The organism is Acinetobacter calcoaceticus (assembly GCF_900520355.1).
Lineage (GTDB): Bacteria > Pseudomonadota > Gammaproteobacteria > Pseudomonadales > Moraxellaceae > Acinetobacter > Acinetobacter calcoaceticus_C.
Map to the genome: position 1 here is coordinate 3814425 of NZ_LS999521.1, position 21460 is coordinate 3835884.

Sequence of the window (21460 nt, forward strand, 5' to 3'; positions counted from 1 at the left end):
CCTACTTCTTCAGATGATATGTATTTTTAATATCTACTTTTACATCAGGAGACTTCATTAAATAATCATTTAAATTATCGGGTAAAAATAGGTATTTTGGCATTTCATATTTACTTGCTTTAAATGCTAATTTTGCTGTAGTTGGTAATACTTTATCAGCATTTACAAACATATGGCCTGATTTCGCCATACTTGGGATTGCTTTTTTCGTTGCTTCCAAGCTTTGAGTAGTACAATTAGGGGCCAAAGCAAAATAGTCTTGAGATAAAACATAGCTTTTATAGTATTTTTCAGTTCGCCTTAATGTAGCTGTTTTCAATAAATCATTATAATAATTTAATACAAGCATAGCCTGACTATCAAAAATTCTATAGCCATAAGCATGAGTTGTTCTAGTTCTTGAAGTTCCTGATCCTTGGCTATTTTCATCAGCAATATAAGCGTCAAAGCTACTCCAAATCCTTAATATCCCTTCTCCGCGGGGACTACTAGCCCCCTCTAAAGTAAAAATACCAAAGCTTTCAGGTTTCGTCTTTCCATATCTACCAAAATCATAAATATAATCCTTACCTTTCAACTTAATATAAACAGCCGTATGGCCATAAGGCGACTCTTTATCCCCTTCTCCATAAGCACTCCCTACTAATAGATGTAACTCAGCCTCTGGTTTCAAAGGAACTTTCTGGGTCGGTGGATTCGCTGTATTTGTTGTTGTACTTGTTGTTGAATTATTCCCCATTTACAAAATCTTCCTGTTCGAACCAATTAACAACTAATTCATCATTTTCAGCAGACTTTATGGTTTTTGTCATTCCTTTCTCATTAGTAAAACCATAAGACTTTATTCCTGTTCTTTTATTCAAAATTGAATAAGGAATTCCTTCTAATGGTTCATTCTTAGACGAATCTATAGCTTGGAAATTACGATGCTCGTTTTTAATACGCAAATCGGGCAATGCAGGAACATTCGCATTCGCACTCCCACCTCCCATAAACAAATGCTGCCCAGCCTTCACCTCAAACTTGCCACCAGTAGTCATAAAAATGCCTGAACCAGTAATTTTGACTTGAGAGCCACCTGCGGTGAGTACAATTTCTTTGGCTGCGGTCGCCTCAATTTTGTCTTCTGCTGAAATAATCTGAACAGCTTTACGGGCAATTAAATCGGCTCCATCGCCTTGCGCTTGTATTTCGACTTTGCCTTTGCCTGCATAGAGTCTTGCGCCTTCTTGCGCTGCAAAAAGGCTAATTTTATTTTGGGCATGTGCAATCAAGTTCTTTTGAGTAGACAGATTAATGCTGTCCCCAGCAGTTTGGTTTAGCTGCCCATCTGCGCTTAAGTGAATATCTTCGTTACTGCTCAGCGCGATGCTATTTGGGCTCGCCAACAACATAATCGCCTCTTTAAATGTTTTGGCTTTTGCGTTGTCTTGCTGCTCAAGTTTTTCAATAAAGGATTTTAAGTTTTCTAAATTTTCTAACGGGTCAGTTTGCTGATTTTTGGCAACTTCACTGAGTGCCTTGGCATTGTTAAGGCCACCGTCTATTTGTTGCTTGGCCTCATTTGCATCGAGGTGTACGCCTTGAGCTTGGTCCTGTTTGTGGGTACTAAGGAGTAAGCCACTCCCAGCTCTTACCGCACCCCATTGGTCTGTTCGTAGCTCAAAACCTTCACCACGACCGTCACTTTCGGCATTGTCTTTTGGATGGCTTAAGTTACCCAAGTTTAGTTGGCTTGCCGCATGACTGCTTTGTAGTTGGGCACTGATTTGCCCTGTGGTGTCATCAAAACGTAGCTGGTTAAAACCTTTGCCATCGACTTCTTCGGAGCGAATACCACTGAGTTTTTTAGTGTCGGGTAATTGGCCTTTCTGGTCAAACTGAGTTGGGTGACGTTCGGCTTCGTGAATGCGGCCCACCACAAATGGGCGGTCAATGTTACCGTCAAAGAAGTCAATGACAACAATTTCACCCACGCGAGGCAAGAAGCGTGCGCCATAACCCGCACCCGCCCACGGGGTGAGTACATCTACCCAAGCGGAGTCGGTGTCATTGTCGTTACTTCCTGCTCCACCATCATGATTATGGTCATCAGTTCGAGTAAACAAGAAACGGACTTTAATACGTCCCCATTGGTCAACATGGATGCTTTCGCCCTCTAACCCAACCACTCTAGCGCGCTGTGGGTAAGCGGCTGGTCGGTGTTCTAGTGGATGATATTCAGGCACAGCTTTAATGTTGCGTCGAACGACATTCAGCTCAGAAAAGTGGCGCTGCTCAAGGTTTTGGCTGTCGAGTTGGGCAGCTTTGAGCTTGTCTTTTGGTAATAGTCGCTCAAGTTGCTGTTGTAATTCTTTCGGTAAATTATTCTGGTTATAGTAATGCTTGCTTAAGATTAAGAATTCTTTATCGGCACTATCATGTTGGTCGAGCTCTGGATGGTCATTGAGTTCGAACCAGTAACCCACCTGTGCATCACGGACGTTACCTGAAACGGTAAATTGTTTCGAACTTAGGTGATGATAAGCATTAATGTGCTGGTTAAGCTGTTCAATCTGACTATTGCCAGAAGCTGTGGCTTGGTCTTCGCCTTTTAAGTCCTGCATCCACGCTGGGCTAACATGCCATGCATCTTCAAGGTTCAGACTCGCATTGTCATAGTGTTCGCTGTGCTGCTGCTTACCTTGTACGCTGCCGCTACCTTCTTCTTGTTGGAGGGCATCGGCTTGCCAACGTTGGATATGAACCGACGTCGGCTGTAAGCTGCGCTCAGCTTTAACTTGAGTAATAGTATCGAACTGTTCTGTAGCACTGCTGCGTTGGTAGCGTAGGCTACGGCGTTCAAGAGCCTGATAATTTTGGTTATCGTCAATTAAACGCAAGACTTGTGGCTGAATAGAAACATTCGGGTCGGCGACTAAAAGCTGTGACTCATCGACCAACCAGTTAATACCTTCACTACGCCATAAACGGGTTAAAAAGTCATAATCACTTTCATTTGACTGCATCACAAATGGACGCACATCGTAGTCTTTAGTTAACCCTGCTGTGTCGAGCGTTAAGCTTGAAGCAAATAACGGACTTTTGCCTTGCCATTCTTTAAACAGAATTTCGCTAATATCCCGCACGCTTTTATTCATAAACACGCGGCTATTACGGCGTTTATGCCAGAGTGCGGTTGGGTCTTTTAAGGTGAGGTTATAAATGGTGAGTGAGCCGTCACTTTGCCCTTGGCTCGCTTCGGTAATAATGCCTGTGGTTCTAAAAAACTGGCCCATGTCAGTAACCTGATCGATGGCAACCTGACATCCAATAAATTGTTTTAATGCAATATGCGCGTTTGTCGACAGACACAGTAACTCAGCAACGCTACCTTGGTTGAGCGTATGCTCGCCTTCAATGCGCTGTAAGAAGACTTGCTGATTTAAAGACTGATTTGAGAATTGGATATGAACAGCACGATTTTGTGAAACAAGGCCTAAACGTTCCAATATACTCGACACACTCATCTGCATTTTTATTATCAATCAAACTTATATTTAGCCCGCATTTTAATTAAAAAAAGACTAATCTGTCTATCTATACTCATTTTCAAAATGTAACTAGTCTAAATATGCAGTTTTAGGTTAATTTCTTATTAAATAGGTATTTAAACCGTAAAATCAGATCATTTTAAAGCGCTATAAACCTACCAAGTATATTTAATATTTTTCTTTTATATTCAAATAGATATTAAAGAAAAATAAATATTGAAATTAATAAAATTTAGGATGAGATATGAAAATAAAAAAGTCTGCTTTTTATATATTTATGGTGATTTTCTCACTTCATTCTTCAGCATTTGCTGAGCCGAGTGTCGCCGATATTCAATATAGTGCGGAACAAGGGCAACCTATGGCTCAATATCATCTGGGTATGATGCTTTTAAGCGGCGAACAAGGCGTTGTTAAAAATTTTGAGCAAGCTTTGAAATGGTTAACTGCGGCTGACCAAAATGGAAGCGTGGGCGCAAAATATAGTTTAGGTATGATGTATTACACAGGCACAGGCGTCGAAAAAGATGCCAAGCGCGCTTTTGATTATTTTACTAAGGCTGCGGCTAAGGGTCATGCTAAAGCGCAATATAACTTAGGGGTGTTATACGGCAGAGGCGAAGGAACTGCGCAAAATTATGGAAAAGCGTTTGAATGGTTTAGTCGTGCTGCCGAGCAAGGCTATCCACCCGCGGAATATAATTTAGCTCAGCTATATAAAAAAGGTCACGGCGTCACCCAAAGTGATGAGCAAGCACTGAAGTGGTACACCAAAGCGGCTGAGCATGGCGAAAGTGATGCCCAGTACAACTTGGCCCAAATGTATTTAAATGGTGAAGGCACGCCGAAAAACCTACAACTGGCAAAGAAATGGTTCCAGCAAGCTGCCGATGCAGGCGATGTAGATGCCAAAGAAATGCTTAAAGGTTTAGAATAAAGGCTGTCTTCCCTATAATATTTTTATTTATAAAATGATAAATTTAGATTATTAATAAAATCACATGATCAAACCATTTTATTCTTTATTTTTTCTAATTAAATATAAACATTAATTCTATTATTTTAAAAATACACTTAGATTTATTATTAAATCAAAAATATTTTAAATATTAAATTGACGTAATTAAAATCACCGATTATTATCTCGTTGCTGGCCTACATTGCCAGTCGGTTATGACAGACCGCGAATAACAAAGACGATGTGCAAAATTCTTATTTTGTGTGTCGGGAACTCGTTCGCCCCCTTTTTCTCTATGGTAGGGTGATCTGACCCCATAAAGTTGGACAGTTAATTAAGCAGTTTTTAAAAACTGATTTCTATATTGTACAGGGGATAAACCTTGTAGCTTCACCTTGATTCTCTCATGATTATAATAATGAATGTACTCTTTTACAGTTTTCTCTAATTCATCAATTGATTGAAATTTTTCACCATGAAAGCATTCCGATTTTAATATTCCAAAGAAGCTTTCTATTACAGCATTATCCAAACAATTTCCCTTACGAGACATACTCTGAATTAAACCATGTTGCTTTAATTGCTGCTGGTAATGGGCCATTTGATATTGCCATCCTTGATCGGAATGGAGAATTGGTTTTTCATGTCGCTTAAGTTTAGCCAAAGCATGAATGAGCATCTCTTTTACTAACTCATAATTGAGTTTGCGTTGGATTCGGAACGTAATAATTTCCCCATTAAATAAATCTATAATTGGGGATAGGTAAAGTTTTTCACCATTCACATTAAATTCCGTTACATCAGTTGCCCATTTCTGATTTGGCCGATTTGCTTTAAATTGCCGTTGTAAAATGTTATCAGCCACCATCCCGACACAACCACTTTTATATGAGCGATATTTTAGTGCTCTGATCCTTGATTTGAGTCCCATAGTTTTCATGAGGCGATATACGCATTTATGGTTAATCATTATTCCTGCACTTTTCAAAGCAAGAGTAATTCTACGATAGCCGTAACATCCTTTGTGCTTGTGATATATCGACTTAATATTTTGTTTTAGCTCAGTATATTTATCATTGGAGCGTAGAGCTTTCATGTGGTAGAAATAAGTACTACGGGCTATCTTCGCGATACCGAGTAATAGTTTCAATGGATAGATATGCCTTAATTCTGAAACAACCTGAACACTGTCTGCGGTAGAAATTGAACTTAAGTACGCTGCTTCAGTTTTAAGGCTTTTAGCTTTTTTAAGAAAGCGACCTCTGCGCGCAAAGCTGTAACCTCATCAATGAGTTCTTGTTGAGACTTGTCTTTATCATCTCTGATTGGCTTAACTACTTTGATTTTATCTTGCCTAGTCATATTGGTATAAGTCCGTTTAGTATTAAAACCAGCAATCCCTTCTTTATGATACTGAGCTAACCATCTTCTTAAAATTGACGTCCCGCTCAGATTTAATCGTCTTCTTACTTCTCTTACGGGTATCTTATCAAGAAGCATTTGTATCGCATTGATTTTAAATTCTGGAGAATAATAAGTCTTTTTAATTTTAACATTAAGCCCATCAGTACCATGTGCTTTATAGTTTTCAATCCATAACCGGATGGTTTGGAGATCTACATTAAACTCTTTGGAAAGAATTTTATAGCCTTTACTCCCATCTAAATAAGCCTGAATTACTTTTAGTTTTAACTCTTTTGAATGCTTTGGAACTGGCATAGGACACACCTTATAAGTTTAAAGAGTCTAACTTATGGGGTGCAGTTCAGGGCGGAAGGGGGACACCTTTGTGTGTGCTGGTTCCTTTGTTTCCAGTCTGTCAACCCTCTTTCGTTCTACCACCATAATCAATTGACGGTGATCTGGTGGTAGGACTCCATTTTTAAGGAGTTGACCATGACACTTTTCAAATTTATTCCCTATCCAATTTAATCATTTTATTTATTTAAAATTTGGGTTTTCTATTGCCTAATTTTTTAAATTTACAAAGTATTTTTTATTTTAAAACTTAAATTATTTTATTTTCCTGTGTTTATGGGAGGATTAATTATTACCTAAAAATTATTTTAATATTTAAATTTATTATATTTTTATTCTACTCATAGATATAAATCTTTATGAGAATAATATGACAATTTATAAACCTATTATGGCTTTAAGTTTCATTCTAGGTAGCTTGGGTATTTCGGGCTGTAACTTACACACCCAACAGGATTTTGAAAAAATTTGCCTGTCAGGTGGACACACCCAAGCCAGTTGTGACTGTATTTATCAGCGACTTGAACAAGCTTACTCCCCTAAGCTCATGCAACGCCTAGAACATGTCAGTTTGCAAAGTCCTGTTCTCCCACAGGACTTTGCCCCTACTTTTTTCAGCGTCATGCAGCGGTGTGACAAAAGTAGTATGGGCTAAGCATTTGGCTTAGCCCCTTTATCTCTGTGTTGCAATGGTTTCTTACTTTAAATCAGCGCAAAAGATTAAAGTCTGTTGTGGCACGGGGGCCTAAAGAAGAATATTTTTAAGAAATTTGAACTCTTATAGTTTAGATATTTCTATACTCAGCTCGTTTTTAACGATAAAGTCATGTTTAATAAGTAGTATTTTTTATCATTAATATCATAGAGCTAATAAAAATGAGTTTTTATACAGAACTACAAGTCCGTTATACAGATTTTGACACGATTGATTTATCTACTGAAAAGCAAAAAATTCTAGAAATATTAACGGAGGATTCAATCCACGAAGATGTTTATGGTGATTTAGTAGAAGCCTTTACTAATGGTCATGCAGGTCTTCGTATTGATTCCGTTTATTGCCTAGAACTCATAGAAAAAATTACCGCCCTATTTCCAAATGCAAATTTTGAATGTCGAGGGTTAGGAGAAGAGTACTTCTATACGTGGATCCTCTGTGTTGAAAATGGCCAGATCATTTTTAGCAGCAAGCCTTGGGAAAGTGAAAATCCTTTTATATAAGAATAATCATACGTTCATATTGTTTTGTACGTTTTAACCTACAAACTTTTAGGGATTTTGCGGATTGGCTGCACCCCGCTTTTTTCCTATGATGAGTTCATACAGGAACAGGATGTTCCGGAACACAAAACTACAATAATAGGTTCATGCACTAGGAGCGTGAGATACGACAGGAGTCATATCTAGCAACCAAATACGAAAAAGCTCGACAGGATGTCGGGCTTTTTTATATCTGAATATTAAGAAAATTTTAGAGTTTGAAAATCTCAGGCAAGCTATCTACAAGAATATTAGGAATATTATTTGGATAAACAATCTCGTCTGTTTGACTTAATTCATCAAATGTCCACCAACGACTTTTACTAATCACAAGCTTTTCATGTTCTGACCAGTTTGACGTATTCACTTCTGCATTTTTAATAAAAACAATAAAGAGTCTTTCATTAGACATCACAACTTCCGCACTCGGCAACATCATTTCAAAATTGCGTATTGCAACATGCGTGTCTACATTTTGTCGTACTACGCCTAACTCTTCATAAAGCTCTCGGCAAGCTGCTTGCTCGAAGGTTTCCTCTTCTTCAACCCCTCCACCGACCGTTGCCCAATGTGATTGACCAGCCAAAGCATCATTTGTATGAGTAAATTGAAATAATAAAATTTGATGATTTTCATTAATCACTAATAATCTTGAAGATTTTCTAATACGCATTTGATTTTTTTCTTGAAGTAACAAGGTGGCTATTATTCATATTCGCTTTGAAAAGTTAAATTATTTCTCAATGTACGTTTTAACCTACAAACTTTTAGGGATTTTGCGGATTGGCTGCACCCCGCTTTTTTCCTATGATGAGTTCATACAGGAACAGGATGTTCCGGAACACAAAACAACAATCATAGGTTCATGCACTAGGAGCGTGAGATACGACAGGAGTCATATCTAGCAACCAAATACGAAAAAGCCCAACAGGATGTTGGGCTTTTTTTATGGTCATTTAAAAATGATATTGAACCTAACCTATAACAGGCTATGTGCCTGTTCTTGCTTTTTATGACGTATCCAACGTATTACCAAAAGAACAGCAATAACCACCACAACTGCAACAAGCGCGGGAACTAGCAAAGCTGAAACCGAAAGTAAGATGGCTCCAATCCACTCCCCTGTAGCGATGACAAAATTCCCTAAGCCGCCAGTGGTTGCAGTTGAAACACCGCGTGCAGCGACTGTACTCATTTGCACCACACCTGCCGTACCACCGCCCACAATAATCGCTGCCGCCCAACCCGCGAACTGTGACATTTCCCCACTACTAACCGCCATTGTCGCTAACGTACCTGCGATCATCGCCGCAGGGGTTGCGACTGTGTCTAAGGCATTATCGACCCAAGGAATATAATAAGCTGCGACTTCACACACCGTTGCCACGCCTAAAGCTAAACACACCGATGGCAGAGCTAACCATTCAAAACCCTTCGATGGCTCAAACCAGCCCATCATGGTGGCAATGCTCATCACCAATAGCGGCACAAACACGCGAAAACCGCAGGCAGCACTCAGACCCACACCAATACATAAACCCAATATTGTTTCCATAAGGTTTCCTTTTCATGCCCATCACAGGTCTTGTTATGTAAGTCTTATTTTAAACTAACAAAAAGCCCCATCGGGTGACAGGGCTTTTTGTTAAATGCGAACGCAAATATTATTTTATTCTTAACGTTTAAACTCAGTGCAATAGCATTTAGTGCACGGTGGTAAACGATCTGTATTAATTTCTAAAAACACTCTCTGGCCACATTGAGCGCAGAAATAGAAGCCTGTTCCGGGTTTTTCGCCAGCTGTTACCATGATTGTGTTCCTATAATCGTATAGATATTAAACAGGAATATAACCCAGTTCGAGTGATTGTCAATTGTCCATTTCGCCCGATGATGATGGCATAAATGCAAAAAATGTTATTTGTACGATTTATCTTACAAACTTTTAGGGATTTTGCGGATTGGCGACTTCCCGCTTTTTTCCTATGATGAGTTCATACAGGAACAGGATGTTCCAGAACATAAAACAACAATAATAGGTTCATGCACTAGGAGCGTGAGATACGACAGGAGTCATATCTAGCAACCAAATACGAAAAGGCCCGACAGGATGTCGGGCTTTTTTTATATGCTTATTTTTCTGCTAAATAGCTTCTTACACGTGCATCATTGAGTAAAGTCATTACCCCTTCTGCAATACACCCATTTAAATCTTGTACTAACACACCACTCGTATGAGGAACGGTAAATGGAATAGTTTGTCCATTTCCTAAAGTCGCTTCGAATTTAATTTTACTGCGCCAGAAAAGCAGATTGGTGTAGGTACTACGTAATGAATTTACTTTAATCGCAATCGATTTCGATCCATTCCCATCAACAGGTTGACCATTTTTTAATAGTTCCTTTTGAGTCTGTTGTACCATCGTTTCTGTAATAGACTTAATACTAGAGTCCAGTTTTGTGCCCATATAAGAATATACAATCACTCGTTCATCTGAAGTTTGAGCATTGGTCACATCACCCTTGCCAACGACCTTCACAGGTTGAATTAAACCTGCACGCAGAGGATATTCTGTACTGACATACGGCATAGTCCCACAAGCAGTTAATATAAGTGAGCAAATTGAAATAATGAATAAGTTACGCATTGATATTTTCCAAGAAATCTATTGTGATTTATATTTAAGTGTAAGCGCCGCGTATCTTAATGTAAGTTAAAGAGAATTTGATGACAAAATAAAATAATTTTAAAAAATATAATATATGCAGTCATTTTTTTATAATTAATTAGCTATGCGTAAGTAAATAAAAACCCCACTCTAAAGCGGGGCTTTTAAAACCATATCAATTATTTTTAACTCAATATTAAGCCACTTGGCCTTCTAAAAAGTCTTGCGCAAAACGCTGTAATACACCACCCGCTTCATATACAGAAACTTCTTCTTCTGTATCTAAACGGCAAGTCACAGGCACTTCAACAATCTCTTCTTTACCATCCGCTGTGGCACGTTCAATCACTAAAGTTAAAGTCGAACGCGGCGCAATATTACCAATCACGCTATAAAGCTCTGTACCATCTAACTTCAAAGTCTTGCGGTTTACACCCGGTTTAAACTCAAGCGGTAACACGCCCATACCCACCAAGTTAGTACGGTGAATACGCTCAAAACCTTCTGCCACAATCGCTTCAACACCCGCAAGACGTACACCTTTTGCAGCCCAGTCACGGCTTGAACCCTGACCGTAGTCCGCACCTGCAACAATAATTAATGGCTGTTTACGGTTCATGTAGGTTTCAATTGCTTCCCACATACGCATCACTTCGCCTTCTGGCTCTACACGCGCTTTTGAACCTTGCTTGATCGTACCGTCTGAACGGACCACCATTTCGTTATAGAGTTTCGGGTTAGCAAATGTTGCACGTTGTGCAGTCAAATGGTCACCACGATGCGTTGCATATGAGTTGAAGTCTTCTTCTGGTAGACCCATTTTATGAAGATATTCACCCGCAGCCGAGTCCATCAAAATCGCGTTTGAAGGCGATAAATGGTCGGTGGTGATGTTATCACCCAAAATCGCAAGCGGACGCATGTTCGCTAAAGTACGTGGTGCAGCCAACGCCCCTTCCCAATATGGTGGACGGCGGATGTAAGTACTTTGTGGACGCCAGTCGTAAAGCGGACTTTCGGCCTCTACGGTTACGCCTAAGTCAAACATTGGAATGTAGACTTTACGGAACTGTTCAGGCTTCACAGCTTCTTTTACTAATGCATCAATTTCAGCGTCAGATGGCCAAATGTCTTTCAGGTAAATCGGGTTACCGTCTTTATCGTGACCCAAAGCATCTTTTTCGATGTCAAAACGAATCGTACCTGCAATTGCATACGCCACAACTAGTGGTGGTGATGCCAAGAACGCTTGTTTTGCATATGGATGGATACGGCCATCGAAGTTACGGTTACCAGACAGTACTGCTGTTGCGTACAAGTCACGGTCAATAATTTCTTGTTGGATGACTGGATCTAACGCACCCGACATGCCGTTACAAGTCGTACAAGCATAAGCCACAATACCAAAACCAAGTTGTTCTAAGTCTTTTAGAACTCCCGCTTCTTCAAGGTAAAGTGCAGCCGCTTTTGAACCCGGTGCAAATGATGATTTAACCCAAGGTTTACGAACTAAACCTAGCTCATTTGCCTTACGTGCCAACAAACCTGCCGCCACGGTGTTACGCGGGTTAGAAGTGTTAGTACATGAAGTAATTGCGGCAATAATGATTGCGCCATCAGGCATTAAGCCGTCAGAACGGTTTTCAACAATACCCGCAATACCTTTTTCTTTTAGGTCCGCAGTTGAAACACGTGCATGTGGGTTTGATGGACCAGCAATGTTACGTGTTACTTTTGATAGATCAAAACGTAGTACGCGTGGGTACTCTGCTTTGGTCATGTCAGTTGCCCAAAGGCCGATTTCTTTTGCGTACTGTTCAACCAATGCCACTTGAGCATCTTCACGACCTGTTAGGCGTAAGTAGTCAATCGTGTTTTGGTCGATGTAGAACATCGCAGCCGTAGCGCCATATTCTGGTGTCATGTTCGAAATGGTTGCACGGTCACCCACAGACATGCTGTCAGCACCTTCACCAAAGAACTCGAGGTATGCACCAACCACACGTTCTTTACGCAAGAATTCAGTTAGAGCAAGTACGATATCTGTTGCGGTAATGCCAGCCTGACGCTGACCTATAAACTCAACACCAATAATGTCTGGCAGACGCATCCAAGATGCACGGCCCAACATCACGTTTTCAGCTTCTAAACCACCTACACCCACAGAAATTACGCCCAAAGCATCTGTATGTGGAGTGTGTGAATCTGTACCTACGCATGTGTCTGGATATGCCACGCCATCACGCGCCTGGATCACCGGAGACATTTTCTCTAGGTTAATCTGGTGCATGATGCCGTTCCCCGCAGGGATTACATCGACATTTTTAAATGCAGTTTTGGTCCACTCAATAAAGTGGAAACGGTCTTCGTTACGACGGTCTTCAACAGCACGGTTTTTTTCAAAAGCGTCTGGGTCTGCACCACCGAATTCCACTGCTAAAGAGTGGTCAACAATGAGCTGTGTTGGTACAACCGGATTGACTTTAGATGGGTCGCCGCCTTTGTCAGCAATTGCATCACGCAAACCTGCAAGGTCAACCAAAGCAGTTTGACCCAAAATGTCATGACACACCACGCGTGCAGGGTACCAAGGAAAGTCCAAGTCCTGACGGCGTTCAATTAACTGCGTTAAATAGGCAGTTAAATTCTCGGCATCGGCACGACGTACCAATTGCTCTGCAAGTACTTTAGACGTGTAAGGCAGTTTTTCGTATGCGCCTGGCTGAATATCTTCAACGGCTTGACGCACGTCGTAATATTCAAGCTGGGTACCTGCCAGCGGTTTACGGTATTTTGTATTCATTAACCACGCTCCGCCAATGGTTTAAATTCGAGGTTTTCAGGACCTGTGTAGTTCGCGCTTGGACGAATGATTTTGCCGTCTTGGCGTTGTTCAATCACGTGAGCTGACCAACCTGCTGTACGTGCAATCACGAACAATGGGGTGAACATGGCAGTTGGAACACCCATTAAGTGATAACTCACCGCACTGAACCAGTCGAGGTTCGGGAACATGTTTTTCACTTCTTTCATCACTGCTTCTAAACGCTCAGCGATTAAGTACATTTTGATGTTCTCTTGTGCTTTTGCCAACTCATGCGCAACTTTCTTGATCACTTCGTTACGTGGGTCAGAAACTGTATATACAGGGTGACCAAAACCGATCACCACTTCTTTATTTTCAACACGTTTACGAATATCAGCTTCTGCTTCGTCTGCGTTGTCGTAACGTTGTTGAATTACGAATGCAACTTCGTTTGCACCACCGTGTTTAGGTCCGCGAAGTGCACCAATACCACCTGTAATTGCCGAGTACATGTCAGAACCTGTACCTGCAACCACACGTGACGTAAAGGTAGATGCGTTGAACTCGTGTTCAGCATACAAAATGAGTGATGTATGCATTGCTTGAATCCATTCTTCAGATGGTTTTTCACCATGAAGTAAGTGCAAGAAATGCGCTGCAATTGAGTCGTCATCCGTTTCAACTTCAATGCGACGACCGTTGTTGCTGAAGTGATACCAATACAACAACATTGAACCTAGACTTGCCATTAATTTGTCGGCAATGTCTTTTGCGCCAGCTTCGTTGTGGTCTTCGTGTTCTGGCGTTAAACACCCTAGAACTGAAACACCTGTGCGCATCACATCCATTGGGTGTGCAGATGGTGGTAATTGTTCAAGTGCAGTTTTAAGTGCTGCTGGTAAGCCACGTAGTGCTTTTAATTTTGCTTTATACGCTTTGAGTTCAGCTTTGTTTGGTAATTTGCCATGTACGAGCAAGTGAGCAACTTCTTCAAACTGGCTGCCGGCTGCAAGGTCAAGAATGTCATAGCCACGATAGTGCAAGTCGTTACCGCTACGTCCTACGGTACAAAGTGCTGTGTTGCCTGCAACTTGTCCACTCAGTGCAACTGATTTTTTTGGTTTGAAGCCTGTTGTTGTTTCATTTGAGCTCATAAGATTGTCCTTTCCTATCTATCTGAATTTATTTATTAAACACGACGGATTCGTACCGTTTTCACTTCTTATTTCTTTTTAGCAAATGCGTTGTCTAAGTAGTCTTCAAACGCATAGTAATTAATGCGTTCATATAACTCTTTACGCGTTTGCATAATATCAACCACGTTCTTTTGCGTGCCTTCTTTACGCAAGGTTTCATACACAGTTTCGGCAGCTTTGTTCATAGCACGGAAAGCAGAAAGTGGATAAAGTGCAAGGCTTACATCTGCAGATGCTAACTCTTCAGTGGTAAACAGTGGTGTAGAACCAAACTCGGTAATGTTTGCCAAAATTGGTGCGCCAGTTGTTTGAGCAAATTGCTTATACATATCAAGCTCGGTAATTGCTTCAGGGAACAACATGTCAGCACCAGCTTCAATGTAAGCACCCGCACGGTCAATTGCAGCTTGTAAACCATCTACAGCCAATGCATCAGTACGGGCCATAATCACGAAGCTGTCATCACCACGCGCATCAACCGCAGCTTTAATACGGTCAACCATTTCTTCTTGAGTCACAATGGCTTTGTTCGGACGGTGACCACAACGTTTTGCGCCCACTTGGTCTTCAATATGCATTGCCGCAGCACCAAACTTGATGAGTGCTTTTGTGGTACGCGCAATGTTAAATGCAGAAGCACCAAAACCTGTGTCCGCATCGACCAATAATGGAAGATCGCATACATCGGTAATACGGCGTACATCTGTCAACACATCGTCAAGGTTACTGATTCCTAAATCAGGCAAGCCTAAAGAACCAGCTGCTACACCACCACCTGATAAGTAAATCGCTTTATAACCTGCACGTTTTGCCAAAAGTGCATGATTGGCATTAATAGTTCCAACCACTTGTAATGGCTTTTCTTGGGCTACGGCTTCGCGAAATAGCTGACCTGCGGATTGTTTAGCCATTGTTATGTTCTCCTTGTGCTTGTAGCAGTGTTTGCTCAATAATTTTGTAAGAAGCATTGATATGTCGATGCATGAGCAGCTCGGCAAGTTCACCATCGCCTTCTGCAATTGCATCTAAAATACGGATATGTTCGTCCCAAGCTTTGCTCGGTCGATCAGGTGTGTTTGAAAACTGAATTCGGTACATACGGATGAGGTGATAAAGCTCATCACACAACATTTTTTCTAGGGTTTTATTGCCACTACTTTTAATAATGCAGTAGTGAAAATCGTCCTGCCCTTCTTGCAAGTAATATCCTTTACCTGCTTTAAAATTTTCATCTTCAGCATGCATACGCAATACATCGCGTAGCGCCAAAATTTGCTTTTTATCAATATGCTGTGCAGCAAGTTTACAAGCCAAACCTTCTAAAGACGCACGAATCTGGTAAAGCTCTTTAAACTGTTGCAGCGATAGCGAAACCACACGCGCACCCACATGTGCAGTGCGCTCAACTAATTTTTGACCTTCAAGACGATGAATTGCTTCACGCAAAGGTCCACGGCTAATGCCATAAGTCCGTGCCAGTTCAGGTTCAGATATTTTGCTACCTGCCGGAATTTGACCCAAAACAATAGCCGTCTGTATTTGTTTAAATACATTCTCGGTCAGTGTTCTACCCTGACTTTGTAGAGGCTCTGGTGCGAAGGTCAAATCTTGCATATTGTCGACAATTTTTAATCAATTATGGCTTTTATAGCGTTATGACTGAAAAAAATCAAGGTGATTGTTGACACTTTAGAGAACGCACTAGGTCAATTGTGCTCAATAAAGTACTTTATTTGCCATAAATTCAGATTATCTCACTTCTCCTTGTTAATACTTATAAAACAAATGGTTATTTACATATTTTCATAAATACGGAAGAGATTTATATCTAGATTAAATAGAGATATTTGTCCCTTCAAACTTTAGTCTACAACCCATGTATGACAGCAAGATTGTAGAAAATCCGATTGAATACGATTTTTATGGATAAATTAGTATCTATTTACCGTAATTTCATTTAATCCGTTTTTATTATTTATTTGCCAGAAAATATCAATATTAATGAAATTATCAGGTGCTTCACGGTAGCTTTATTGATACATTATTGAGCATCGACATAGAAGTAATGCATTTTTCGAGACAGAAAAAGCTTAACTCTATGCATATTGTTGAATGAAAGGACTTTTTTGATGTTTCAACATATCCCCCCATACGCAGGCGACCCAATTTTATCTTTAATGGAACAGTTCAATGCTGATACTCGTTCTGAAAAAGTAAACTTGAGTATTGGTCTTTACTATAACGAAGACAGTATTGTTCCTCAGTTAGAGACCATTATCGAGGCGCAAAAGCGTATTGAGCCTAAGAACGGTAAAACCAAACTTTATTTGCCAATGGAAGGCTTCAAACCTTACCGTGAAGCAATTCAAGCACTTTTATTTGGTGCAAACAGCCCAGCAGTTAAAGCTGGCCGTGCTGTAACCATCCAAACGCTTGGTGGTTCAGGTGCATTGAAAGTTGGTGCTGACTTCTTAAAAACCTATTTCCCAAATTCAGACGTTTGGGTAAGCCAACCAACTTGGGATAACCACGTTGCAATTTTTAATGGCGCTGGCATTAAGACTCATTTCTACCCATATTTCGATAACGAAACTCGTGGTGTAGATTTTGACGGCATGTTGTCTACGCTTAAAACGTTGTCTGAGCAAAGCATTGTGTTGTTGCACCCATGCTGCCACAACCCAACGGGTGCTGACCTAAACCCAGCGCAATGGGATCAAGTGATTGCGGTATTAAAAGATCGTAACCTTATTCCATTCCTAGACATCGCTTACCAAGGTTTTGGCGATGGTATGGAAGAAGATGCGTATGCTATCCGTGCTTTAGACCAAGCGGGTTTAAACTTCATTGTGAGCAACTCGTTCTCTAAAATCTTCTCTTTATATGGCGAGCGTGTTGGCGGCTTAACTTTCGTATGTGACGATGCAGAAGCTGCTCAGTGCACATTCGGTCAGTTAAAAGCGACTGTACGCCGTATTTATTCTAGCCCTCCTACAACAGGTGCTTGGTTAGTTGATGAAGTGTTAAATGACGCTGAACTTAACCAACAATGGCAAGGTGAAGTGAAAGAGATGCGTGAGCGTATTATCAAAATGCGTAGCATCTTAAAAGACGAACTCACTAAAGCATTACCAGAGCTTGACTTTAGCTACCTTGTAAACCAAAAAGGTATGTTTAGCTACACAGGTTTAACTGCTGAGCAAGTTGATATCTTGCGTGAAGAATATGCAATCTACTTAGTACGTAGTGGTCGTATTTGTGTGGCAGGTTTAAACATGAACAATGTTTACACCGTTGCAAAAGCAGTTGCTGAAGTGCTTGCTAAATCAACAGCAGCAGCATAAAACAGCTTTAAAAGAAAAGGCGCTTCGGCGCCTTTTTTTATATATCGATATTAGAATTTCCTTTTGCCCCAATACTTCAGTTTTGATGTGTGTCCAATACCCACATTAAAGCTATTGGTTGGGTCGAGTTTTTGGTAAAAGTTCGCTAAAGCAGGTTTAGCAATGTAAAGATGCCCAACATTATGCTCTGCTGGGTACTCAGCACGGCGTGCATCAAGCAGTTTCCACATTTGGTGTTCCATTTCTAATGGATCATTACCCTTTTTGAGAATATAGTCCTGATGGAAAACATGACAAAAGAAATGTCCATAATAGAGTTTATGGAGGATGTTCTTTTCCATCTCGGCTGGCAGTTGCTCTACCCATTCACGGTCATTACGACGTAACGCAATATCAAGCGCGACAATATCTTCAACTTCACTACGGTGTGTATCGCGATAACGAATTGCAGCTCCCGCAATTGCAAAGCGGTGTAAGAAAGCCTTTCGCCCTTCCTCTTCGCTACATACGAAATAGCTACCTGACGGATGCACTGCAAAATATTCTTTTAAAAATTGCTCAGTCTGTGTTTTCGAATTATTTTCAACGCGTAAGACTAAATGATGCTCATAACGGTCTCGATATTCCGTCATACGCTTAGGCAAATGGCTTGGTAAAAAGAAAGTAATGGCCTGTAAAACATGATCAGTTAAGCCTTTAATTTTAAATCTTTCTAAAAAGCCATCGACTTTATCTTTCATGGCGAAGGCTTTTGGAACATTGGCTGTGCCGAACTTTTCAATAAACAAAAAAGTGTCTTTTCCGTACTTTTCACCAATCAGATAAGCATCGCGGTGAATATATTCACCTGCGATCGGTAGGCTTGGCAACGAGGTAAGTAAGTAACGACGTAACGCTGTTAAATCGTCAGCATCATTACTACCAATATAAAAGACATTGCTCTCTACTTTTTCATAAGTATCAAGGCGTACAGCAAACACACAGACTTTACCTGCTGAACCAGATACTTCAAACAAACGTGACGGGTCAGCATTAAAACGTGCTGGTGAATCTTCATCGACTTGAGTCACATCATGTGCATAACGATGGTCCGAGGCCTGCTTTTCACCATCATCTAAAACATCTACAGCTTGATATTGCTGTTTCTCTAAACGCGTCAAAATTTCTTCGGGTGTTGAGCCTAAATTCACACCTAAATGATTCACCAGTTCTAATTGACCAGCAGCATTCACTTGAGCATATAACGCTAGTTCAGTATATGCAGGACCACGACGTACCAATGCGCCGCCAGAGTTGTTACACACACCGCCGAGTACTGATGCGCCAATACATGATGAGCCAATCACCGAATGCGGTTCACGGTCATAACCTTTTAAAATTTGCTCTAAATTGTCTAAAGTCGCACCCGGTAAACAAATCACTTGCTTACCGTCCTGAATCACTTGAATGCCCTTTAATCGGCGCGTACTCATGACCAAAACAGGACGGTCATAGTCATCGCCATATGGCGTCGAACCACCAGTGAGCCCCGTATTCGCCGCCTGCATAATCACCACACAATCTGCATCAATTGCAGCTTGTAACACTTGCCATTGCTCTAGCAATGTTCCTGGCACCACCACAGCCAGTACTTTCCCCTCGCCAAAACGACGACCTTGACGGTACTGACGTGTGCTTTGATCATCGGTCAGAACATGCGAACGCCCTACAATATTCTGTAAACGTTCAATCACTGCTTGAGGAGAAAATGTTTGCATGATGGTTTCCTTTTGGTCATCCATTTATCAAATTAGACCAACACGACGGCGTCTTACCGTTTGTAATTTATAATTTAATTAGCTCATTCTCTAATTCGAATCAGCCCTATATTTACTATCTCGGTTGGCGGCATGGATGCCGCCTGTTGAGTAACAGTACAAGGAAGTACTGTTTGCTCAACAAAAGGTTTTTGGTTACTTTTGACCTTTCAAAAGTGACAAACACCTATACGTAAAACATTAGCAAATCACCAAATTTTAAGGCTGTGCTTACTGCTTCACTTAAAAAGTTATTTCTTAAAAACCTTGCTTCATCGCCTGTACTAAACAATCCGCATTAATATCCTGAATTGACTTAGCACCCGTGAGCGTCATCGCAACACGCATTTCCTTATCAATCAAATCAAGCAAGTTCGACACCCCTTGCCCACCTGCTGCTGCCAAGGCATAAACAAATGCGCGGCCAAGTAACACTGTATCTGCACCGAGTGCCAACATACGCACCACATCCAAACCATTACGAATGCCTGAGTCAGCCAAAATCGCCAAATCACCTTTCACTGCATCAGCAATTGCAGGCAACGCACGGGCAGATGACATCACGCCATCTAACTGACGACCGCCATGGTTAGATACCACAATGCCATCTGCACCAAAACGTACAGCATCTTTGGCATCTTCAGGGTCTAAAATACCTTTAATGACCATTGGGCCATCCCAAAATTCACGGATCCACTCAAGGTCTTTCCATGAAATCGATGGGTCGAAGTTTGAACCCAACCAGCCGATATAATCTTCAAGTCCAGTTGGTTTACCTAAATATTTAGAAATATTACCTAAGTCGTGCGGACGACCCATTAACCCCACATTCCATGCCCAATGCGGATGAAACATTGACTGCACATAACGGCGCATAGCCGCATTAGACCCACTCATTCCAGAATGGGCATCGCGATAACGCGCACCCGGCACAGGCATATCTACAGTAAACACTAGTGTTGAGCAGCCTGCTGCTTTAGCACGTTCCAAAGCATTACGCATAAAACCACGGTCACGTAATACATAAAGCTGGAACCACATTGGACGGCTGATTGCAGGTGCCACTTCTTCAATCGGACAAACAGAAACCGTTGAAAGCGTAAATGGAATACCCTTTTTATCGGCTGCCATCGCGGCCTGAACTTCACCGCGGCGCGCATACATGCCTGTTAAACCGACAGGAGCCAACGCAACTGGCATCGACAAGGTTTCATTAAACAGTTTTGTCTCTAAACTTAAAGCTGACATGTCATTCAGCACACGTTGACGCAATGCAATTTCTGACAAATCTTGTACGTTGCGCTTTAATGTATATTCCGAATACGCTCCACCATCGATGTAATGAAATAAAAATGGAGGTAAGCGACGCTGTGCCGCAGCACGGTAATCATTGCCAGAAGAAATAATCATTTTAAATCAACTCTATTTAAACGGTTTGCACGTTTCTGGCGAGCTTCATCTTCATCCAGAGAACGCACATGATTAATCACAAATTCAATATGACCGCAGACAGCTTGGCGTGCGGCCTCGGGATCTTTACGATCAATAGCATCCATCACCTGAAAATGCTGTTCACTCAGCAAGTCACCATTTATCGGATCGTTATAGACTTTTTTACGTCCCAACAAGACGTTGTATTGCAGCAAATCAAACAAGCTGCGCATCATTTGAATCAGCACAACATTATGCGAAGCCTCAGCAATAGCTAAATGAAATTCGGCATCTGCAACCGCCGCCTGCGCTGAGTCACCCGCATTTTGATGGCGACTAATTTCATTAAAATAATGATGAATTTTGGCGCGATCTTCAGGTGTTGAGCGCAATGCCGCATACCATGCCGTGCCCCCCTCGAGTAATAGCCGCGCCTCTTGTACATCAAAACGGTAAAGCGGATCTTCTTCCATCAGGTTGCTAATCGGGTTCACAATGAGTTGCTGTGGCCACTGTTCAGGTAACTGTTGAATATAAGTCCCATCTCCACGGCGGCTAATAAGCACACCTTGACTATTGAGCTGTTGAATTGCTTCACGCAAAGAAGGACGAGAAACCCCTAAGCTAGTTGCAAGCTGGCGCTCGGCAGGCAAACGGTCACCTTTTCTCATGTGACGCTCTTCAATTAATGCCTGCAATTTCATGACCACTT

The 21460-nt window shown here is 41.2% G+C and carries 18 protein-coding genes and 1 pseudogene; 4 read left to right on the forward strand and 15 right to left on the reverse strand.

Annotation, left to right across the window (positions count from 1 at the left end; genetic code table 11):
• Position 1 precedes the first annotated feature (1 nt).
• The gene (locus tag AC2117_RS18275; protein WP_005049156.1) at positions 2-739 is read right to left on the reverse strand and encodes a hypothetical protein; all 738 of its coding nucleotides are present in this window, start codon (positions 737-739) and stop codon (positions 2-4) included.
• Entirely contained in the window at positions 729-3515 is a 2787-nt protein-coding gene (locus AC2117_RS18280; RefSeq protein WP_133975962.1) for a type VI secretion system Vgr family protein, read from the reverse strand. Before AC2117_RS18280 ends, AC2117_RS18275 begins: the two co-directional genes overlap by 11 nt.
• A 262-nt stretch (positions 3516-3777) precedes the next feature.
• Here AC2117_RS18280 and AC2117_RS18285 point away from each other — a divergent pair, with 262 nt between their 5' ends.
• On the forward strand, positions 3778-4470 hold the full coding sequence (locus AC2117_RS18285; RefSeq protein WP_133975964.1) for a tetratricopeptide repeat protein: 693 nt from the start codon (positions 3778-3780) through the stop codon (positions 4468-4470).
• 355 nt (positions 4471-4825) lie between these two features.
• Here AC2117_RS18285 and AC2117_RS18290 read toward each other — a convergent pair whose 3' ends face one another.
• Together AC2117_RS18290 and AC2117_RS18295 are read right to left on the reverse strand one after the other, a co-directional pair.
• Positions 4826-5695, reverse strand: a complete 870-nt coding sequence (locus tag AC2117_RS18290; protein ID WP_227549250.1) for an IS3 family transposase — start codon at positions 5693-5695, stop codon at positions 4826-4828.
• A 5-nt stretch (positions 5696-5700) separates the two neighbouring features.
• Positions 5701-6210: a helix-turn-helix domain-containing protein gene (locus AC2117_RS18295; RefSeq protein WP_133972402.1), complete on the reverse strand. Its 510-nt coding sequence runs from the start codon at positions 6208-6210 to the stop codon at positions 5701-5703.
• A gap of 409 nt (positions 6211-6619) precedes the next feature.
• Here AC2117_RS18295 and AC2117_RS18300 point away from each other — a divergent pair, with 409 nt between their 5' ends.
• Together AC2117_RS18300 and AC2117_RS18305 are read left to right on the forward strand one after the other, a co-directional pair.
• Entirely contained in the window at positions 6620-6904 is a 285-nt protein-coding gene (locus AC2117_RS18300; RefSeq protein WP_133975966.1) for a hypothetical protein, read from the forward strand.
• A 221-nt stretch (positions 6905-7125) separates the two neighbouring features.
• The gene (locus AC2117_RS18305; protein ID WP_133975968.1) at positions 7126-7467 is read left to right on the forward strand and encodes a hypothetical protein; all 342 of its coding nucleotides are present in this window, start codon (positions 7126-7128) and stop codon (positions 7465-7467) included.
• A 250-nt stretch (positions 7468-7717) separates the two neighbouring features.
• Here the strand turns inward: AC2117_RS18305 and AC2117_RS18310 are convergent.
• From AC2117_RS18310 to AC2117_RS18345, 8 genes and pseudogenes are all read right to left on the reverse strand, one after another.
• Positions 7718-8219 (reverse strand): annotated as a pseudogene (locus AC2117_RS18310) (NUDIX hydrolase).
• A gap of 266 nt (positions 8220-8485) precedes the next feature.
• Positions 8486-9061 carry a DUF4126 domain-containing protein gene (locus AC2117_RS18315; protein ID WP_133975971.1) on the reverse strand — a complete coding sequence of 192 codons (576 nt, stop codon included), beginning with the start codon at positions 9059-9061 and terminating at the stop codon, positions 8486-8488.
• A gap of 120 nt (positions 9062-9181) precedes the next feature.
• The gene (locus AC2117_RS18960; RefSeq protein ID WP_004640417.1) at positions 9182-9316 is read right to left on the reverse strand and encodes a zinc ribbon-containing protein; all 135 of its coding nucleotides are present in this window, start codon (positions 9314-9316) and stop codon (positions 9182-9184) included.
• A 322-nt stretch (positions 9317-9638) separates the two neighbouring features.
• Positions 9639-10154, reverse strand: coding sequence for a hypothetical protein (locus tag AC2117_RS18325; protein WP_133975973.1), 516 nt, complete (start codon positions 10152-10154; stop codon positions 9639-9641).
• Between the two features lie 217 nt (positions 10155-10371).
• Complete coding sequence (gene acnD / locus AC2117_RS18330; RefSeq protein WP_133975974.1) at positions 10372-12978, reverse strand: Fe/S-dependent 2-methylisocitrate dehydratase AcnD; 2607 nt, start codon at positions 12976-12978, stop codon at positions 10372-10374.
• Entirely contained in the window at positions 12978-14135 is a 1158-nt protein-coding gene (gene prpC / locus AC2117_RS18335) for a 2-methylcitrate synthase (protein WP_133975976.1), read from the reverse strand. Before prpC ends, acnD begins: the two co-directional genes overlap by 1 nt.
• Positions 14136-14203: 68 nt before the next feature.
• Positions 14204-15088: a methylisocitrate lyase gene (gene prpB / locus AC2117_RS18340; protein ID WP_042898382.1), complete on the reverse strand. Its 885-nt coding sequence runs from the start codon at positions 15086-15088 to the stop codon at positions 14204-14206.
• Entirely contained in the window at positions 15081-15791 is a 711-nt protein-coding gene (locus AC2117_RS18345; protein ID WP_003655709.1) for a GntR family transcriptional regulator, read from the reverse strand. The genes prpB and AC2117_RS18345 overlap by 8 nt, the downstream gene beginning before the upstream one ends.
• A gap of 515 nt (positions 15792-16306) precedes the next feature.
• On the opposite strand from AC2117_RS18345, the gene AC2117_RS18350 reads away from it, so the two are divergent.
• Positions 16307-17521: an aromatic amino acid transaminase gene (locus tag AC2117_RS18350; RefSeq protein ID WP_133975978.1), complete on the forward strand. Its 1215-nt coding sequence runs from the start codon at positions 16307-16309 to the stop codon at positions 17519-17521.
• A gap of 50 nt (positions 17522-17571) precedes the next feature.
• Here the strand turns inward: AC2117_RS18350 and dld are convergent, their stop codons facing one another.
• From dld to lldR, 3 genes are all read right to left on the reverse strand, one after another.
• Complete coding sequence (dld, locus tag AC2117_RS18355) at positions 17572-19278, reverse strand: D-lactate dehydrogenase (RefSeq protein ID WP_197730951.1); 1707 nt, start codon at positions 19276-19278, stop codon at positions 17572-17574.
• A gap of 297 nt (positions 19279-19575) precedes the next feature.
• Positions 19576-20727, reverse strand: a complete 1152-nt coding sequence (lldD, locus tag AC2117_RS18360; RefSeq protein ID WP_133975983.1) for an FMN-dependent L-lactate dehydrogenase LldD — start codon at positions 20725-20727, stop codon at positions 19576-19578.
• Positions 20724-21458: a transcriptional regulator LldR gene (lldR, locus tag AC2117_RS18365; RefSeq protein WP_264757597.1), complete on the reverse strand. Its 735-nt coding sequence runs from the start codon at positions 21456-21458 to the stop codon at positions 20724-20726. Before lldR ends, lldD begins: the two co-directional genes overlap by 4 nt.
• Positions 21459-21460 lie beyond the last annotated feature (2 nt).

What these genes read in the sequence shown, in the direction of transcription:
- AC2117_RS18275 (WP_005049156.1), bottom strand. Translation starts at nt 739, where the DNA reads ATGGGGAATAATTCAACAACAAGTACAACAACAAATACAGCGAATCCA.
- AC2117_RS18280 (WP_133975962.1), bottom strand. Translation starts at nt 3,515, where the DNA reads ATGCAGATGAGTGTGTCGAGTATATTGGAACGTTTAGGCCTTGTTTCA.
- AC2117_RS18285 (WP_133975964.1), top strand. Translation starts at nt 3,778, where the DNA reads ATGAAAATAAAAAAGTCTGCTTTTTATATATTTATGGTGATTTTCTCA.
- AC2117_RS18295 (WP_133972402.1), bottom strand. Translation starts at nt 6,210, where the DNA reads ATGCCAGTTCCAAAGCATTCAAAAGAGTTAAAACTAAAAGTAATTCAG.
- AC2117_RS18300 (WP_133975966.1), top strand. Translation starts at nt 6,620, where the DNA reads ATGACAATTTATAAACCTATTATGGCTTTAAGTTTCATTCTAGGTAGC.
- AC2117_RS18305 (WP_133975968.1), top strand. Translation starts at nt 7,126, where the DNA reads ATGAGTTTTTATACAGAACTACAAGTCCGTTATACAGATTTTGACACG.
- AC2117_RS18315 (WP_133975971.1), bottom strand. Translation starts at nt 9,061, where the DNA reads ATGGAAACAATATTGGGTTTATGTATTGGTGTGGGTCTGAGTGCTGCC.
- AC2117_RS18960 (WP_004640417.1), bottom strand. Translation starts at nt 9,316, where the DNA reads ATGGTAACAGCTGGCGAAAAACCCGGAACAGGCTTCTATTTCTGCGCT.
- AC2117_RS18325 (WP_133975973.1), bottom strand. Translation starts at nt 10,154, where the DNA reads ATGCGTAACTTATTCATTATTTCAATTTGCTCACTTATATTAACTGCT.
- acnD (WP_133975974.1), bottom strand. Translation starts at nt 12,978, where the DNA reads ATGAATACAAAATACCGTAAACCGCTGGCAGGTACCCAGCTTGAATAT.
- prpC (WP_133975976.1), bottom strand. Translation starts at nt 14,135, where the DNA reads ATGAGCTCAAATGAAACAACAACAGGCTTCAAACCAAAAAAATCAGTT.
- prpB (WP_042898382.1), bottom strand. Translation starts at nt 15,088, where the DNA reads ATGGCTAAACAATCCGCAGGTCAGCTATTTCGCGAAGCCGTAGCCCAA.
- AC2117_RS18345 (WP_003655709.1), bottom strand. Translation starts at nt 15,791, where the DNA reads ATGCAAGATTTGACCTTCGCACCAGAGCCTCTACAAAGTCAGGGTAGA.
- AC2117_RS18350 (WP_133975978.1), top strand. Translation starts at nt 16,307, where the DNA reads ATGTTTCAACATATCCCCCCATACGCAGGCGACCCAATTTTATCTTTA.
- dld (WP_197730951.1), bottom strand. Translation starts at nt 19,278, where the DNA reads ATGCAAACATTTTCTCCTCAAGCAGTGATTGAACGTTTACAGAATATT.
- lldD (WP_133975983.1), bottom strand. Translation starts at nt 20,727, where the DNA reads ATGATTATTTCTTCTGGCAATGATTACCGTGCTGCGGCACAGCGTCGC.